The organism is Neorhizobium galegae, from assembly GCF_021391675.1.
In the GTDB taxonomy this organism is placed as follows: Bacteria; Pseudomonadota; Alphaproteobacteria; order Rhizobiales; family Rhizobiaceae; genus Neorhizobium; species Neorhizobium galegae_B.
In genome coordinates, this window is record NZ_CP090095.1 from 958,794 (window position 1) to 975,047 (window position 16,254).

Sequence of the window (16,254 nt, forward strand, 5' to 3'; positions counted from 1 at the left end):
CCCACATGAACCCGCCCACCCACACCGTCGACGCCTTCCATCGCGGCCGTTTTCACGTCATGCAGCCGAAGGGCGGCGGGCATCGGTCAGGTGTCGATGCGATGCTGCTCGCCTCGCTGGTCGCCTCCGACAAGTCGGTGAGCGTCGCCGATCTCGGTTCGGGCGCCGGTGCTGCGGGTCTTGCCGTCGCCTCGCGGCTGGAGCGGGCAAAGGTCCTGCTGATCGAGAAATCGCCGCTGATGGCGGACTATGCCCGCAGAACTCTGGAACTTCCCGAAAACGCCTTTATGGCCGGTCGCGTCGAGGTGCTGGAAGCGGATGTGACCCTGACCGGCAAGCCGCGGCTCGCCGCCGGCCTCGTCGACGAAATCCACGACCACGTGATCATGAACCCGCCCTTCAACGATGCCAGCGACCGCAAGACGCCCGATGCCCTGAAGGCCGAGGCGCATGCGATGACGGAAGATCTGTTCGAAGCCTGGATCCGCACCGCCGGTGCGATCATGAAGCCCGGCGGGCAATTGTCGCTGATCGCCCGGCCGCAATCGATCGCCGAGATCGTCGAGGCCTGCGGCAGGCGTTTCGGCGGGCTGGAAATCACGGCCCTCCATCCCCGGCCCGACGAAAGCGCCACGCGCATCCTCGTCACCGCCGTCAAGGGATCGCGCGCCCGGCTGACATTCCGGGCGCCGCTTTTCGTGCATGGCACGGATGGCCATGCTTTCTCGGCTTTCGTGGACGACCTGAACAACGGCCGGGTCGCTTATTCCCGCCTCAGCCCGAAACGAAATCCACGAGCAGCTTGACGTTGAGGCCGGCGATGACGACGGCGATCAGCCAGGCGATGCCGGAGAGCCAGATCGGCGCAACGAGCTCACCCATCTTGGCCTTGCTGGCGGTGAACATCACCAAGGGGAAGACCGCGAAGGAAAGCTGCAGGCTGAGCACGACCTGAGTGAGGATCAAGAGTTCCGCCGTGCCCGCATCGCCGTACCAGATGGTGACGAACGCGGCTGGAATGATGGCGATCCCCCGGGTGATCAGCCGGCGGATCCATGGCTGCAGCTTCATCTTGAGGAAGCCTTCCATGACGATCTGCCCGGCGAGCGTTGCCGTCACCGTCGAATTCAGGCCGCAGCAGAGTAGCGCGATACCGAACAGCGTCGGTGCAATGGCCAGCCCGAGCAGCGGTGCGAGCAGCGAATGCGCTTCGCCGAGTTCGGCCACTTCCGTTCGCCCGGTGCTGTTGAATGCGGCTGCCGCAAGGATCAGGATCGAAGCATTGATCAACAGCGCGAAGCAGAGCGCGAAGGTGGAGTCGATCGTCGCATAGGTCAGTGCTTCCTTCTTTTCCGGCAGGGTGTGGCCATAGTTGCGGGTCTGCACGATGCCGGAATGCAGATAGAGATTATGCGGCATGACCGTCGCGCCGAGGATGCCGAGCGCCAGATAGAGCATCTCCGGATTGGTGACGATCTCGGTGGTCGGGAAGAAGCCGCGGATGACGCCGCCCCATTGCGGATCGGCAAGGAAGATCTGGATCGCGAAGCACACTGCGATGACGCCGAGCAGGGTGATGATGAAGGCTTCGATCCAGCGGAAGCCCATCTTCTGCAGGTAAAGGATGATGAAGACGTCGAGTGCCGTGATCAGCACGCCGAGCTCGAGCGGAATGCCGAAGATCAGGTTGAGGCCGATGGCGGTGCCGATCACCTCGGCAATATCCGTGGCGATGATGGCGATTTCGGCAAGCGCCCAGAGCGGAATGGAAACCCATTTCGGGAACGCGTCGCGGCAGGCCTGCGCCAGATCTCGGCCCGATGCGATGGCAAGGCGCGCGCAGAGCGACTGCAGCACGATCGCCATCAGGTTAGACAGCAGCGCGACCGCGAGCAGCGCGTAACCGAACTTCGACCCGCCGGCGAGCGAGGTCGCCCAGTTGCCGGGGTCCATATAACCGACCGCGACCAGGTACCCCGGACCCGCAAAGGCGGCGAGCCGCCGCCACCGCGATCCGGATTGCGAGATGTTGATGCTTCGATGGACGTCGGAAAGCGATGCCTCTCCCCGCGTGTTCCGCCAGCCGCTGTCCTGCTTCGAACCCAAAACATCCATCTTCACTCTATCTCCGTTCGCGAGCGGATAATGCCTTGTTGGGATGATAATGCAAGTCATTCGCAACTAGAAAAATCAAAATCCTGCTTTAAGTGGCGCAGCCATTGCGTTTGAAAATCCGTCACATACATGCTTTGGCAGAGCCGAACGCGACAGAAGGAAAAGAAATGGCCGGGTTTTTGCAGAGGTTGATGCCGAAAAGATTCCGTAAGAAGGGGCTGACGATACCCGTCGTCCGGCTTCACGGAGCGATCATGGCCGGCGGCAGCCAGTTCAAGCAGAGCCTCAACCTGGCCGGCGTGGCGCCGATGCTCGACAAGGCCTTCGCCAGGAAGGATGCGCCGGTCGTCGCGATCTCGATCAATTCCCCGGGCGGATCGCCCGTCCAGTCGCGCCTGATCTTCCAGCGCATCCGCTCGCTGGCGGAAGAAAAGAACAAGAAGGTCCTGGTGTTCGTCGAGGATGTCGCGGCCTCGGGCGGTTACATGATCGCGCTCGCGGGTGACGAGATCTTTGCCGATCCGACCTCGATCGTCGGCTCGATCGGCGTTGTTTCCGGGGGGTTCGGCTTCCCGGAACTGCTGCGCAAGATCGGTGTCGAACGCCGCGTCTATACTGCCGGCGAGAACAAGGTGATCCTCGATCCCTTCCAGCCGGAAAAGGAAGGCGACATCGAATATCTGAAGACCCTGCAGCTCGAGATCCACAAGGTGTTCATCGAGATGGTCAAGATGCGCCGCGGCGAGCGGCTGGCCGACGATGCGACGATCTTTTCGGGCCTGTTCTGGAGCGGGTTGCGCGGCCTCGATCTCGGCCTGATCGACAGTCTGGGCGACATGCGCGAAGTCCTCAAGCGCCGTTACGGCAAGGATACCAGGCTGGAACTGATCGGCAGTGCCCGCACCCTCTTCGGCCGCCGCGTGCCCGGCGTCGTCTTCGGCGAGGGGAAGGCCGGAGAAATCGCAGCAGGCGCCGTCACGGGACTTGCCGCGAGCCTGGAAGAAAAGGCAATGTGGAGCCGCTACGGCCTTTGAGGTCGTCAGGATAGCGCGAGAGGGGAAATGGCGCAGCTTTTATTTCTGATCATCGTCATCGGCGGCGGCTGGATGCTCTACAAGAAGTTCATCAAGGACGCCGAAAGACTGTCGTCGCGCACTCGCCGCGAGGAAAAGGAGCGCCAGACCGGCGCGATCGGCACCCTGGAAAGGGACCCGGCGACGGGGGAATACCGGGTGAAGCGGGATGAGGAGTAGGCCTCATGCCCGAGGAGAAGAAATCTGCTGTGGCGGAGACTGATGCCGACAAACGGCGTGCGGCGCTGGAAAGGGTTCGTGCTTTCAAGTGGGAGTTGCCGAACGGTTGGAAATTCGATCGCGAGGAAGCCAATAGCCGCGAGACGAATAGCGATTAAGCCCGTTCCTTCACCCGCGATGCCCAATCGGAGCCCGCATAGCTTACGCAGAGAATGGAGACGGTCAGGTTTTCATCGTTCACGGTGAAGCAGACAACGGCTTTTTCTGAGGCCGGGATGGCGCGAAGACCGGGTAGAATATCATCCTGGATGGTCCCGATTTTGGGGAAATCTGTAAGGCGGGAGATGAACAGCGTGATCTCATCGACATTGGATTTGCCAATGGCGGTGCCGGCATAGGACGAAATGAAGTCGGTGATGTCAAAGATATCGAGCTCGACGAGCGGGTGCTTGATGATCGTGTAGCTCATCAGCGGTTCTTGTATTTCTCGTCCAGCCTTGCCTTGATGCGGTTAGCCATTTCGTCCCCATCCCAGGGCAACCACTGATCCCGCGGCAGCTCCGCGCGGCGGCGGATTTCGTCCTTCATGCCGAGCAGCGGATCTTCGTGGGCGGAACTTTCCTCGTCCCGCAATAGGCTGTCGATGCCAGCCTCGAGCACTTTCTCGACCGAGGGAAACTGGCCGTCCTCGACGAGCTTTTCGGCAAGCCGCAGGGAGCGCTCGGACAAGGTGAAGCTGTTCTTGACGTTCATGGTCTTTCTCCGGAAGAGCGGGCGAACCTTAGCATGGATCGTCCCGTTGCGGCATACCCAGCAAGTGCCCCAAACGCATAAATCCTTGACCCGCGCCCCTGATGCGTGGCACTCGTCCGCATCCTCGAACCGACACAGATATGGCCATGACCGAGCTGCCCGACCACATGTCTCCGACCCGCTCCTTCCAGGGGCTGATCCTCGCGCTGCAGAATTACTGGGCGGACAAGGGTTGCGCGATCCTGCAGCCCTACGACATGGAAGTCGGTGCCGGCACCTTCCATCCGGCCACCACGCTGCGTGCGCTTGGGCCGAAGCCTTGGAAGGCCGCCTATGTGCAGCCGTCGCGTCGCCCGTCCGACGGTCGTTATGGCGAGAACCCCAACCGCCTGCAGCATTATTACCAGTTCCAGGTCATCCTGAAGCCGAACCCGCCGAACCTGCAGGAACTCTACCTCGGTTCGCTTGCGGCAATCGGCCTCGATCCGCTGCTGCACGATGTCCGTTTCGTCGAGGACGACTGGGAAAGCCCGACGCTCGGCGCCTGGGGCCTCGGCTGGGAATGCTGGTGCGATGGCATGGAAGTCTCGCAGTTCACCTATTTTCAGCAGATCTGCGGCATCGAATGTTCGCCGGTTGCCGGTGAGCTGACCTACGGTCTCGAACGCCTCGCCACCTATCTGCAGGGCGTGGACAGCATCTACGAGCTCAATTTCAACGGCCGCGAGGGCGAGGAAAAAATCTCCTATGGCGACGTCTTCCTGCAGGCCGAGCAGGAATATTCCCGCCATAACTTCGAATTCGCCGATACCGCCATGCTGCACCGGCACTTCATCGATGCCGAGAAGGAATGCCAGGCGCTGCTTGCCGCCGGCGCACCGGGTGCGAACGCCAACCAGATGCTGCATAAATGCGTCTTCCCGGCCTATGACCAGTGCATCAAGGCGTCCCACGTCTTCAACCTGCTGGATGCCCGCGGGGTGATCTCGGTCACCGAACGCCAGAGCTATATCCTGCGCGTCCGCACGTTGGCGAAAGCCTGCGGCGAGGCCTTCCTGATGACCGATGCCGGTGGTGCGAATTTCGGCCGGGCCGCCTGAGGTCCGGGTTTTGGATCGGGACTGACGCTGCGCGGCGAACCGTTCAAACGGCGCCCGTCCACTGCGTGCCAAGCTGCCAGATGGGTTTGATTGTCGGATAGGCGCCGGCCGGAAGCTGCCCGGCATAGATCTGTAGAAACCGGCGCGTGCCGGCCGGTTCCGGGGGCCTCATCATCACTCCGTACTGAAAAAACAGCACGGCAAACGCCAGCACATTGGCGGTTCGCACTAGGCACGCCATGGCAATTCCATCCAGATTGTTTTGAGGTGGGGCCGAATCTTCGGAGCAGCCCGTTTTCTGTAAGAGAATCTAGGGCATCCGGGCGGTCGGAACTTTGCGGTAAGTCAAAAAATTGACCGCGAAAAATAATCGATGACTTCAACCACTTTTTTATACCACGCCTCTACTGTCCCATCGCAAGGCCAAGTCGGGAGACTCAGATGTACATTTTGATCGGTATAATTGTTCTCGTCGCATTCTACGTCGTTATGATCTACAACGGCCTCGTCAAGGCCCGCCAGATGGCCGAAGAGGCGTGGTCCGGCATCGACGTGCAGTTGAAGCGCCGCGCCGACTTGATCCCGAACCTCATCGAGACGGTGAAGGGATACGCGGCCCACGAAAAGGACACGTTCGAGGAAGTCGTGAAGCTGCGCAACCAGGCGCAGGCGGTGCCGGCAGGCGATGTCGCCGGCCGCGCCCAGGCAGAAGGCCTGCTCGGCCAGGCGCTCGGCAAGATCATAGCGCTTGCCGAGGCCTATCCGGACCTGAAGGCGAACGAGAACTTTTCCGAACTGCAGGCCTCGCTCGAAACCATCGAGAGCGAGATCCAGATGTCGCGGCGGTATTACAACGGCGCTGCCCGCGATCTGAACGTCAAGGTCGAGAGCTTCCCCAACAACCTGGTCGCCGGCCAGTTCGGTTTCTCGAAGCGCGAGTATTTCGAGATCGAGAACGCGGCCGACCGGGCGGTCCCGACCGTCAAGTTCTGAAATCCGTCATTGGACCTTCGTGCCGCAACGGTTTAAGAGCGCGGTCGGCCGCCTCGTTGCGGCATTCGATTGGCGTTAAGAGACGAATATCATGGGTAGAGCCAAACTCACCATCCTGCGGCCGGGCAAGCCGCTTTCCGGACGCGCCGTGCCGCCGGGCTCGAAATCGATCACCAACCGCGCGCTGCTTCTGGCGGGCCTCGCCAGCGGTACCAGCCGGCTGACCGGCGCCCTGCGGAGCGACGATACCCGCTACATGGCCGATGCATTGCGGGCCATGGGTGTTTCTGTCGACGAGCCGGACGAGACGACCTTTGTCGTCACCGGTAGCGGCAAGCTTCTGCCGCCATCCGCCCCGCTGTTCCTCGGCAATGCCGGCACCGCGACCCGGTTTCTGACCGCAGCCGTCGCTTCGGTCGATGGCACCGTCGTCGTCGATGGTGACGAACACATGCGCAAGCGGCCGATCGGCCCGCTGGTCGCTGCCCTGAAATCGCTCGGCATCGACGCCGAGGCGCCCACCGGCTGCCCGCCGGTGACGGTTCGCGGCAACGGCCATTTCGCTTCCGGCCGCGTCGAGATCGATGCCGGTCTCTCCAGCCAATACGTCTCTGCGCTGCTGATGGCGGGGCCGCTTGTCAGCCAAGGCGCCAACGCCCCCTTGACGGTTGCGCTGGCCGGCGCGGAAATCGGCGCCCGCGGTTATGTCGACTTGACGCTCGCCGCCATGCAGGCCTTCGGCGCCAAGGTCGAGCAGATCGACGCCGCGACCTGGAAGGTCGAGCCGACCGGCTACAAGGCCGCGGATTTCGTGATCGAACCCGATGCGTCGGCCGCCACCTATCTCTGGGCCGCGGAAGTCTTGACCGGTGGCGCCATCGATCTTGGCGTGGCGGCCACCGCCTTTACCCAGCCGGATGCCAAGGCTTACGAACTGATCGCCCAATTCCCGCACCTGCCGGCCGAAATCGACGGCTCGCAGATGCAGGATGCGATCCCGACGCTTGCCGTGCTCGCCGCCTTCAACGAGACGCCGGTGTGCTTCACCGGCATCGCCAACCTGCGCGTCAAGGAATGCGACCGGGTGAGGGCGCTCTCGCTAGGCCTCAACGCCATCCGCGAAGGCCTTGCGACGGAAGAAGGCGACGACCTGATCGTCGCCTCCGATCCCTCGCTCGCCGGCCAGACCCTGCCGGCCGAGATCAATACCTTCGCCGACCATCGCATCGCCATGAGTTTCGCGCTGGCGGGTCTGATGATCGGCGGCATCACCATTCTCGATCCGGATTGCGTCGCCAAGACCTTCCCCAGCTATTGGGACGTGCTGGCCTCGCTCGGGGTTGAGTACACGGACATAGTTTAAACGGAAAACCGGATCGGCCGGTGCCGAAGGGGAGGAATGTCGTGATGCGGTGGTTCTCCGGCCTTGGCCTGGCGTTGCTTTTCTCCCTGTTGGCGGCGCTGCCCGCCGCTGCGGAGGAATATATCCGCTCCTATCATTCCGACATCCAGGTCGCGGAAAACGGCGACCTGACTGTCACCGAAACGATCATTGCCAATGCGGAAGGCGACAAGATCAAGCGCGGCCTGTTTCGCGACTTCCCGCTGACCATGACGGATGCGGCCGGCCGCACTGTGCGGGTCGGCTTCGAGGTCGTTTCCGTCACTCGCGACGGCCAGGCCGAGCCGTTCCACACGGAAAGCGTCACCGGCGGCATCCGCATCTATTCCGGCGACAAGGACGTGTTCCTGCAGGATGGCGAGCACACCTTCGTCTTCACCTACAAGACCGATCGGCAGATTCGCTATTTCGGCGACCACGACGAGCTCTACTGGAACGTCAACGGCAATGGCTGGGAGTTCCGCATCGCCCAGGCCTCGGCGCGGGTGATCCTGCCGGGCAGTGCGCGGATAACCCAGACCGTCGCCTATACGGGCCCGCTGGGATCCACCGCCCGCAATGCCCGCATGCAGGCGAACGGCAATCAGGCGGTCTTTACGACCACTCGGCCGCTCGGCATGCAGGAAGGCCTGACGATCGTCGCCGGCTTTCCCAAAAATGTCGTCGCTCCCCCTTCGAAAGATCAGGAAAGCGCCTGGTGGTGGCGCGACAACATCGGGACGATCATCTCGATCGTCGGCCTTGTCCTCGTCGTCGGTTACTATGCCGCGTTCTGGGTCCGCGTCGGTCGCGATCCGGATCGAGGCGTCGTCGTGCCGCGCTGGGATGCGCCGGAGGGGCTGTCGCCGGCTCTGGTCAACTACATCGACAACAAGGGCTTTTCCGGCAGCGGCTGGACGGCCTTCGCCGCAAGCGCGCTCGATCTGGCGGTCAAGGGTTACGTAACGCTGGAGGACCTCGCAGAAAAGATCGTCATCCGGCGCACCGACAAGGCCGTGCCGAGGGACGTGCCGATCGGCCAGGCCTCGATCCTCGGTTCCATCGGGGCCAAGGGGCAGGAACTGATCATCGACGAGGCGCACGGCACCACTGTCCAGTCGATCGGCGCGAGCTTCCGCCAGGCGATCGAGAAGGAACATCGCGGCAAATATTACAACGGCAACAAGGGCTATGTGATCGGCGGCGTCGTGTTGAGCGTGCTTTCCATCGTGGCTTTGCTGGTGTTCGGCAATCTCGAACCGGACATGATCGCCACGCTGATCATCCCGGCGTTTTTCGCCGTGGTCTTCGGTTTCCTTGCTGTTGGTTTCGGCAAGGGCTTCCGCCGCGGCTCGTCGCTGTTTTCGAAAATCATCTCGGTCGTTATCCTCGGCGTCATCGGCCTCGTTGCGATCTCGATCGGCTCGGCCGTCCTCGTGGCGATCCTGTCGGAGATGACCGGTAACGAGCATTGGCCGATCCTGGTCTCCGTCGGCGGCATCGTGCTCGCCAACGTCATCTTCTTCTTCCTGATCGGCGCCCCGACGCCGCTCGGCCGCAAGCTGATGGACGGCATCGAGGGCCTGCGCATCTATCTGACGCTTGCCGAAAAGGACCGGATGAACACGGCCGGCGCCCCCACCATGTCGCCGCAGCATTTCGAAAAGCTGCTGCCCTATGCGGTGGCGCTCGGCGTCGAAAAGCCGTGGAGCAGCACGTTCGAGACCTGGCTTGCGAGCGCTGCGGCAGGCGCTGCTGCCGGCGCCTATGCGCCCGGCTGGTATAGCGGCAGTAACAGTTCCAATTTCGGCGATCGCATCGGCGGCTTCTCCTCCTCGATGGCCTCCACCATCGCCTCGACCATCCCCGCCCCAAAATCCTCCTCGTCCTCCTCCGGCTTTTCCGGCGGTTCGTCCGGTGGCGGCGGAGGCGGAGGCGGAGGAGGCGGCTGGTAAACACTTTCGCCAATCCGGCTGGTGACTTTTGGCGGCGGGCTTGCTAAGGCCACGCCCTGTTGAACAATCATCAAAAAGTTGATTATCGATGCCCGATCTGCTTCTCGAACTCCGCTCGGAGGAAATTCCCGCCCGCATGCAGCGCAAGGCGGCGGGAGACCTGAAAAAGCTCGTCACCGACGCGCTGGTGGAAGCGGGCCTGACCTATGAGGGTGCGCGCGAATACTGGACGCCGCGCCGCCTGACGCTGGATATCCGCGGCCTGACGGCGCGTTCGGCGGATCAGCGCGAGGAGCGCAAGGGTCCGCGTACCGACGCGCCCGAAGGCGCCATCGCCGGCTTTTTGCGCGGCGCGGGTCTTTCGTCCATTTCGGAAGCGCAGGTCGTCAACGACCCGAAGAAGGGCGATTTCTATGTCGCCATCATCTCCAAGCCCGGCCGTCCGGCGGAAGAGATCATCGCCGAAGTGATGCCCGGCATCATCCGCAATTTCCCCTGGCCGAAATCGATGCGCTGGGGTGCCGCCTCGATGCCGAAGGGCGCCCGCTTCGCCGGCATCGACGGCAAAGGCCCGGAAAGCCTGCGCTGGGTGCGCCCGCTACAGTCGATCGTCTGCGTCTTCGGCCCGGAACATGACGAAACCCAGGTCATCCCCTTCGAGATCGACGGGCTGACCGCCAGCAACGTCACCTACGGCCACCGTTTCCACGCGCCCGACGCCATCACCGTGCGCCGTTTCGACGACTACGTGACGAGCCTCGAAAAGGCGAAGGTCATGCTCGATGCCGACCGCCGCAAGGACGTCATCCTGCACGACGCCCGCGACCTCGCCTTCGCCAACGGCCTCGACCTGGTCGAGGACGAAGGCCTGCTGGAAGAGGTCTCCGGCCTCGTCGAATGGCCGCACGTGCTGATGGGCGAGTTCGAAGAGGATTATCTCGAAATCCCCTCGGAAATCATCCGCCTGACCATCAAGACCAACCAGAAGTGCTTCGTCACCCGCCCGCAGACCGGCGGTGAGGGCCTCTCCAACCGCTTCATCCTGATCTCCAACATCGAGGCGAAGGACGGCGGCAAGGAAATCATGCACGGCAACGGCAAGGTCGTGCGCGCTCGTCTGTCGGACGCCAAGCATTTCTGGACCCGAGACCAGGGCGACATGCCCGACTTGGACACGCTGGAAGCATCCGCCGCGAAGTTCGATCTGGATCTCAAGAAGCCGCTCGACCAGCGCATGGCGAAGCTCGATGCGCTGAACGTGACGTTCCATGCCAAGCTCGGCACTCAGGGTGAGCGCGTTGCACGCATCCGGGCGCTGGCTCAGGAACTGGCGAAGGTCACCGGTGCCGATCCCGTTCTGGTTGATCGCGCCGCGGTTCTGGCCAAGGCCGATCTGCGCACCGAAGCTGTCGGCGAATTCCCTGAACTGCAGGGCCTGATGGGGCGCAAATACGCGCTGCTGCAGGGCGAGGATGCCTCCGTTGCCGCTGCCATCGAGGATCACTGGAAGCCGAACGGCCCGTCGGATCGTCTGCCCGAGGACAAGGTCGGCCTCACGATCGCGCTCGCGGACAAGCTCGACACGCTGGTTGGTTTCTGGGCGATCGACGAAAAGCCGACGGGGTCGAAGGATCCGTATGCGCTCCGTCGTGCAGCGCTGGGCGTGGTGCGGATTCTGTTGGAGCGGAATGTTCGGCTGGCGCTCAGCGAAGCTTTTCGAATGGCCTATGTTCCGAATCTCTATTTTCATCCTGGTAGGACGGAAGAAGAGATCGCGGATAGGATTTATAAGCCCGACCTCCTCTCCTTCTTCCACGACCGCCTCAAAGTCTACCTCCGCGATCAGGGCGCCCGCCACGACCTCATCGACGCCGTCCTGACACCGGACTCCGACGACCTCCTGCTGGTCGCCCGACGCGTCGAGGCGCTGACGGCGTTCATCACCTCCGAAGACGGCAAGAACCTGCTCGCTGGCACCAAACGCGCCGTGCAGCTGCTCGCCGCGGAGGAGAAGAAGGGCACCGTCGTCGCCGATGGCGTTTCGGAAGAGCTGTTGAAGCTCGATGCCGAAAAGGCGCTCTGGGCGGCGGTTGTCGTCGCCTCGAAGGAAGCGTCCGATGCCGTCGCCAGCGAAGACTTCCGCTCGGCCATGGAAGCCCTGTCGAAACTCCGTGTCCCGGTCGACACGTTCTTCCAGGACGTGCTCGTCAACGACGAGGACACGGCGATCCGCGCCAACCGCCTGGCGCTCCTGAAGGCCATCCGCGAAGCGACCGCGACTGTTGCTGATTTCTCGAAGATCAGCGGCTGACCCAAACAAAAAAACCGCCGGATCTTTCGACCCGGCGGTTCCTCCGTCCCATGTATTGATTGGCGTCAGCCTGCGCGGCGCATCTTCTGTGCGACACGGTTGAGGCTGCCCGCGCCGGTATTGTAGCCCGTGTCTTGGCTGGTGCTGATCCGGAAGCTGCGGATTAGCGTGAGGAGTTCGTCGGTATCGGCGGCAAGCGCCTCGGCCGAGGCGGTGGTCTCTTCGGCCATCGCCGCATTGTGCTGGGTGGCCGCGTCGAGCTGGTTCAGCGAAGACGAGATCGAGCGCAGCGTCGTGTCCTGTTCGGAGGCCGAATGGGCGATCTTGCCGACGATCTCGCTGGCGCTCTTCACCTGGTCGGAAATCCGCTTCAGCGCTTCGCCCGCCTCGCCGACGAGGCGCACCCCGTTCTGCACCTGGCCGGATGAGCGTGAGATCTGATCCTTGATCTCCTTGGCGGCAGCGGCGGAGCGCTGGGCGAGTTCGCGGACTTCCTGGGCGACGACCGCGAAACCCTTGCCGGATTCCCCGGCGCGGGCGGCTTCGACGCCTGCGTTCAAGGCAAGCAGGTTGGTCTGGAAGGCGATGTCGTCGATGACGCCGATGATCTTGGAGATCTCTTCCGACGAATGCTCGATGCCACCCATCGCTGCAATCGCCTGGGAAACGATCTGGTCGGAACGGCTTGCTTCGTTGCTGACCGAAGTCACGCGCTGGGCCGCGTCATGGGCGCCTTCGGCCGTCTGGCGGACGGTGACGGCGAGTTCGTCGATGGCCGCCGAGGTCTCTTCGAGGTTCGCGGCCTGGCGTTCGGTGCGTTGCGACAGTTCGTTCGAAGCGCGGCGGATCTCTTCCTTCGAGCCGCCGATATCGATACCCTTGGCATTGACCTTGGCCATCGCCGCTTCGAGATGCGTAAGCGCATCGTTGAAGTTATGACGCAGCGTTTCGTAACGCGGGCCGAGATCGGCGCAGCGGATCGTCAGGTCGCTATGGGCGAGCGCTTCGAGCGCTTCACCGATGGTGGAAACCACGCGGGTCTGCAGGGCGGCTTCCTGCTGCTGCTGGTCGAGGTTCTGCTGGCGCTCGCGGTCGAGCTCCTGGCGCTGGCTTTCCTGGCGTGCAGCCATGGCATGCCGTTCGCGGATCTTTTCCTGCAGCGCCTGGGTGGCCTTCGCCATCATGCCCACTTCGTTCGACATGTCCGTATGCGGAATGGCGATCGTGACGTTTTCGTCGGCGACAGCCTGAAGCGTGCCATGCACGGCGGTCAGAGGCTTGGTGATGCCGCGGATCACCACATAGGCAGCCGCAAGGGCGATGATCAACGCGAGCGCGCCGATAGCGAGTGCGTCCAGCACCATTCCGCGGATCTGTGCCTGCAGGTCATCGGTATAGACGCCTGTCGCGAGCACCATCTGCCAGGGTTCGAATGCCTTCGCATAGGAGCTCTTCGCGAAGTTGCCATCAGGCTCCCCGGGCTTGGTCGAGCTCAAATAATCGATAATTCCGCCGCCGGATCTGCCAACGGAGACCATTTCGTCGCGGAACAGTTTCCCGGCGGAATCGGGTTTGCCCTTGCCGCTCTCGCCGACCTTCTTCGGATCGGGATGCATCTGCATCTTCACGTCGTAGTCATAGGCGAAGAGATAGCCGTCGGGCTGGAAGCTCATGGCGGAGACGGCGGCGAAGGCCTGTTTCTGGGCTTCCGGGCGTGTCAGCTCACCGGCTGCCTCACGCTGCTGGAACTTCTTGAGGATGCCGATACCGGACTCCACCTGGGTCCGCAGCATTCCATACCGCTCGGCATAGATAGCCCGCGTCGAGGCCTGGAGTTCGAAATAGGTCACGACGGCGAAGCCGGCGATCAGGGCCAGAACCAGCAGGACGAGCTGGTTTGAAATCCTCAGGTTTTTCATGTTCGTTCCATAAGTGATTGAGCCGCATCGAGCGACTGGGAGGAATGATTGGAATGGAGAGGCGCGTCCTGCGCATAGAAATGTGCCGCATTGCACGCTCAAGAGAATATGACGCAATATTTGAAAGAAAATTTAACAATAGCGAATTCTGAGATTAATATTTAGTAATCCAGAAAATAATCGTGATTTTCCAGTAGGTTGACATGTTTAATGTCGGAGATAATAGTGCGGAAAATTGAAAGAATTAGAGAATTATATTTAAGATATGCGGATGATATACTCGCATGATCCTGTCATTATAAAGCGCCTGTATCTTATGAAGAAAGCCGCCGGATCTTTCGACCCGACGGTTCCTCGTCCCCCGACTAACTTAGCTCGCACGGCGCATTTTCTGTGCGGCACGGTTGAGGCTGCTCGAGCCGGTATTGTGGCCTGCACTGATGCGGAAGCTGCTGATCAGGCTCAGCAATTCATCCGTGTCGGCGGCAAGCGCTTCGGCCGAGGCGGTGGTTTCTTCGGCCATCGCCGCATTGTGCTGGGTCGCCGCGTCGAGCTGGTTCAGCGAAGACGAGATCGAGCGCAGCGTCGTGTCCTGTTCGGAAGCCGAATGGGCGATCTTGCCGACGATGTCGCTCGCCGCCTTCACCTGGTCGGAGATCCGCTTCAGGGCTTCGCCCGCCTCGCCGACGAGGCGCACGCCGTTCTGCACCTGGCCGGATGAGCGCGAGATCTGGTCCTTGATCTCCTTGGCGGCAGCGGCGGAGCGCTGGGCGAGTTCGCGGACTTCCTGGGCGACGACCGCGAAACCCTTGCCGGACTCCCCGGCGCGGGCGGCTTCGACGCCGGCATTGAGGGCAAGCAGGTTGGTCTGGAAGGCGATGTCGTCGATCACGCCGATGATCTTGGAGATCTCTTCCGACGAATGTTCGATGCCGCCCATCGCGTCGATCGCCTGGGCGACGATCTGGTCGGAGCGGTTGGCCTCGGCGCTGACGGAGGTGACGCGCTGGGCCGCTTCATGCGCGCCTTCTGCCGTCTGGCGAACGGCGACGGTGAGTTCGTCGAGAGCCGCGGACGTCTCCTCGAGATTGGCGGCCTGGCGTTCGGTGCGTTGCGACAACTCGCTCGAGGCGCGGCGGATTTCTTCCTTCGAACCGCCGATGTCGATGCCCTTGGTATTGACCTTGCTCATGGCCGCTTCGAGATGGGCGAGCGCTTCGTTGAAGTTGTGGCGGAGCGTCTCGTAACGCGGCCCGAGATCGCTGCAGCGGATCGTCAGGTCGCCCTGGGCGAGTGATTCCAGCGCCTCGCCGATGGTGGAGACCACGCGAGTCTGCAGCGCGGCTTCCTGCTGCTGCATGTCGACGTTCTGCTGGCGCTCGCGGTCGAGCTCCGTCTTCTGTTTTTCCTCGCGATCGGCCATGGCATGGCGTTCGCGGATCTTTTCCTGCAGCGCCTGGGTGGCTTGCGCCATCATGCCCACTTCGTTCGACATTTCCGTATGCGGGATCGTCGAGGTGACGTCTTCGTCGGCGACGGCCTGCAGGGCCGTGTGCACGGCGGCGAGCGGCCTGGTGATGTTGCGGATGACGATGAAGGCGACGCCGAGTGCAAACAGGAAGGCGATGAAGCCGATGCCGACCACTTCCAGGATCGTGTTGTTGATCTTGGCGTCGAGGTCGTCGGTGTAAACGCCCGTGCCGACAATGATCTGCCAAGGCTCGAAGGCGCGGGAATAGGCGGCCTTTTCAAAGACCTTGTCAGCCGGCATGCCGGGCTTGTCCCAGAAATAGGTGGTGACGCCGCCGCCGGCACGGCCCTTGGCGACCATCTCTTCGCGGAACAGGTTGCCCATCTTGTCCGGCTGACCCTTCTGGTTCACGCCGATCAGTTTGGAATTATAGTGGAACTGCGTCACCGTGTCGTAGTTCAGGCCGAAGATGTAGCCGGCCGGCTCGTATTTGATCCCTGCCACGGTTGCGTAAGCCAGTTTCTGCGCGTCCTCGCGCTTCAGCTCGCCCGACTTTTCCCGGTCGTAATAGGATTGCAGGATGGAAATGCCCGTTTCCACCTGGGTGCGCAGCATTTCGTAGCGCTCGGCATAGATGGAGGCGATCGACGTGCGGATCTGATAGTAGGTGACGGCGGTAAAAGCCACCATGAGCACTGCCACCATGGCCAATAACTGGTGGGAAATCTTGAGATTCTTCATGTCTCGACTCACTTTCAGGCAGCCGAACTCTCCCGGAGGAGCCGGAGCGGGGGGCGAAGTTTTGGGGGAGCGCGTCCTGCGCCGGTCACGTGCTTACATCGCACTATGACGGGAGAGTGATCTCGAACATTTGAATAAAAATTTAATTATCGGACCCTTGACAGCCCCAAACGCAAATATTTTGGGCAGGTGGGATTTGATGATGCGCAATTTGCGCGCATTCCGTGAAAGGGTGTTCCAGAAGCACTTTCTGCTATGTAAA

At 62.0% G+C, this 16,254-nt stretch carries 14 protein-coding genes; 9 read left to right on the forward strand and 5 right to left on the reverse strand.

Annotated features, from left to right (window positions below; translation table 11 throughout):
* The first annotated feature begins 5 nt into the window (after nt 1-5).
* Nucleotides 6-806 carry a tRNA1(Val) (adenine(37)-N6)-methyltransferase gene (locus tag LZK81_RS04655; RefSeq protein WP_233955338.1) on the forward strand — a complete coding sequence of 267 codons (801 nt, stop codon included), beginning with the start codon at nt 6-8 and terminating at the stop codon, nt 804-806.
* Here LZK81_RS04655 and LZK81_RS04660 read toward each other — a convergent pair.
* A complete protein-coding gene (locus LZK81_RS04660) occupies nt 775-2,115 on the reverse strand; it encodes an Nramp family divalent metal transporter (protein WP_046603400.1) in 1,341 nt (446 codons plus the stop codon). The two genes, LZK81_RS04655 and LZK81_RS04660, sit on opposite strands and share 32 nt — an antisense overlap.
* A 167-nt stretch (nt 2,116-2,282) precedes the next feature.
* Here LZK81_RS04660 and LZK81_RS04665 point away from each other — a divergent pair, with 167 nt between their 5' ends.
* Genes LZK81_RS04665 through LZK81_RS04675 form a run of 3 tightly spaced genes read left to right on the forward strand, consistent with a single transcriptional unit; the run spans nt 2,283 to nt 3,526 of the window.
* Nucleotides 2,283-3,149 carry a S49 family peptidase gene (locus tag LZK81_RS04665; protein ID WP_046603401.1) on the forward strand — a complete coding sequence of 289 codons (867 nt, stop codon included), beginning with the start codon at nt 2,283-2,285 and terminating at the stop codon, nt 3,147-3,149.
* 27 nt (nt 3,150-3,176) lie between these two features.
* Nucleotides 3,177-3,368 carry a hypothetical protein gene (locus LZK81_RS04670; protein ID WP_046611035.1) on the forward strand — a complete coding sequence of 64 codons (192 nt, stop codon included), beginning with the start codon at nt 3,177-3,179 and terminating at the stop codon, nt 3,366-3,368.
* Between the two features lie 5 nt (nt 3,369-3,373).
* A complete protein-coding gene (locus LZK81_RS04675) occupies nt 3,374-3,526 on the forward strand; it encodes a hypothetical protein (protein ID WP_233955339.1) in 153 nt (50 codons plus the stop codon).
* Here the strand turns inward: LZK81_RS04675 and LZK81_RS04680 are convergent.
* Both LZK81_RS04680 and LZK81_RS04685 read right to left on the reverse strand, forming a co-directional pair.
* Nucleotides 3,523-3,837 carry a type II toxin-antitoxin system RelE/ParE family toxin gene (locus LZK81_RS04680; RefSeq protein WP_233955340.1) on the reverse strand — a complete coding sequence of 105 codons (315 nt, stop codon included), beginning with the start codon at nt 3,835-3,837 and terminating at the stop codon, nt 3,523-3,525. The genes LZK81_RS04675 and LZK81_RS04680 overlap by 4 nt on opposite strands.
* Entirely contained in the window at nt 3,837-4,121 is a 285-nt protein-coding gene (locus tag LZK81_RS04685) for a hypothetical protein (RefSeq protein ID WP_046603404.1), read from the reverse strand. Before LZK81_RS04685 ends, LZK81_RS04680 begins: the two co-directional genes overlap by 1 nt.
* A 146-nt stretch (nt 4,122-4,267) precedes the next feature.
* Between LZK81_RS04685 and LZK81_RS04690 the strand changes: the two genes are divergently transcribed.
* The 5 genes from LZK81_RS04690 (at nt 4,268) to glyS (ending at nt 11,861) form a co-directional block, all read left to right on the forward strand.
* Nucleotides 4,268-5,221: a glycine--tRNA ligase subunit alpha gene (locus LZK81_RS04690; RefSeq protein ID WP_233955341.1), complete on the forward strand. Its 954-nt coding sequence runs from the start codon at nt 4,268-4,270 to the stop codon at nt 5,219-5,221.
* Nucleotides 5,222-5,662: 441 nt separating this feature from the next.
* Nucleotides 5,663-6,214, forward strand: a complete 552-nt coding sequence (locus LZK81_RS04695; RefSeq protein WP_233955342.1) for a LemA family protein — start codon at nt 5,663-5,665, stop codon at nt 6,212-6,214.
* Between the two features lie 88 nt (nt 6,215-6,302).
* Nucleotides 6,303-7,577 (forward strand): 3-phosphoshikimate 1-carboxyvinyltransferase, encoded by a 1,275-nt coding sequence (locus LZK81_RS04700; RefSeq protein WP_233956469.1) that lies wholly within the window; start codon nt 6,303-6,305, stop codon nt 7,575-7,577.
* A 44-nt stretch (nt 7,578-7,621) separates the two neighbouring features.
* On the forward strand, nt 7,622-9,550 hold the full coding sequence (locus LZK81_RS04705) for a DUF2207 domain-containing protein (RefSeq protein ID WP_233955343.1): 1,929 nt from the start codon (nt 7,622-7,624) through the stop codon (nt 9,548-9,550).
* An 88-nt stretch (nt 9,551-9,638) separates the two neighbouring features.
* On the forward strand, nt 9,639-11,861 hold the full coding sequence (gene glyS / locus LZK81_RS04710; RefSeq protein ID WP_233955345.1) for a glycine--tRNA ligase subunit beta: 2,223 nt from the start codon (nt 9,639-9,641) through the stop codon (nt 11,859-11,861).
* 65 nt (nt 11,862-11,926) lie between these two features.
* Here the strand turns inward: glyS and LZK81_RS04715 are convergent, their stop codons facing one another.
* The gene (locus tag LZK81_RS04715; RefSeq protein WP_233955346.1) at nt 11,927-13,780 is read right to left on the reverse strand and encodes a methyl-accepting chemotaxis protein; all 1,854 of its coding nucleotides are present in this window, start codon (nt 13,778-13,780) and stop codon (nt 11,927-11,929) included.
* 370 nt (nt 13,781-14,150) lie between these two features.
* Entirely contained in the window at nt 14,151-15,992 is a 1,842-nt protein-coding gene (locus LZK81_RS04720; protein ID WP_046611027.1) for a methyl-accepting chemotaxis protein, read from the reverse strand.
* Between the last annotated feature and the right edge of the window lie 262 nt (nt 15,993-16,254).

What these genes read in the sequence shown, in the direction of transcription:
- LZK81_RS04690 (WP_233955341.1), top strand. Translation starts at nt 4,268, where the DNA reads ATGACCGAGCTGCCCGACCACATGTCTCCGACCCGCTCCTTCCAGGGG.
- LZK81_RS04685 (WP_046603404.1), bottom strand. Translation starts at nt 4,121, where the DNA reads ATGAACGTCAAGAACAGCTTCACCTTGTCCGAGCGCTCCCTGCGGCTT.
- glyS (WP_233955345.1), top strand. Translation starts at nt 9,639, where the DNA reads ATGCCCGATCTGCTTCTCGAACTCCGCTCGGAGGAAATTCCCGCCCGC.
- LZK81_RS04715 (WP_233955346.1), bottom strand. Translation starts at nt 13,780, where the DNA reads ATGAAAAACCTGAGGATTTCAAACCAGCTCGTCCTGCTGGTTCTGGCC.
- LZK81_RS04655 (WP_233955338.1), top strand. Translation starts at nt 6, where the DNA reads ATGAACCCGCCCACCCACACCGTCGACGCCTTCCATCGCGGCCGTTTT.
- LZK81_RS04680 (WP_233955340.1), bottom strand. Translation starts at nt 3,837, where the DNA reads ATGAGCTACACGATCATCAAGCACCCGCTCGTCGAGCTCGATATCTTT.
- LZK81_RS04695 (WP_233955342.1), top strand. Translation starts at nt 5,663, where the DNA reads ATGTACATTTTGATCGGTATAATTGTTCTCGTCGCATTCTACGTCGTT.
- LZK81_RS04670 (WP_046611035.1), top strand. Translation starts at nt 3,177, where the DNA reads ATGGCGCAGCTTTTATTTCTGATCATCGTCATCGGCGGCGGCTGGATG.
- LZK81_RS04665 (WP_046603401.1), top strand. Translation starts at nt 2,283, where the DNA reads ATGGCCGGGTTTTTGCAGAGGTTGATGCCGAAAAGATTCCGTAAGAAG.
- LZK81_RS04675 (WP_233955339.1), top strand. Translation starts at nt 3,374, where the DNA reads ATGCCCGAGGAGAAGAAATCTGCTGTGGCGGAGACTGATGCCGACAAA.
- LZK81_RS04720 (WP_046611027.1), bottom strand. Translation starts at nt 15,992, where the DNA reads ATGAAGAATCTCAAGATTTCCCACCAGTTATTGGCCATGGTGGCAGTG.
- LZK81_RS04660 (WP_046603400.1), bottom strand. Translation starts at nt 2,115, where the DNA reads ATGGATGTTTTGGGTTCGAAGCAGGACAGCGGCTGGCGGAACACGCGG.
- LZK81_RS04705 (WP_233955343.1), top strand. Translation starts at nt 7,622, where the DNA reads ATGCGGTGGTTCTCCGGCCTTGGCCTGGCGTTGCTTTTCTCCCTGTTG.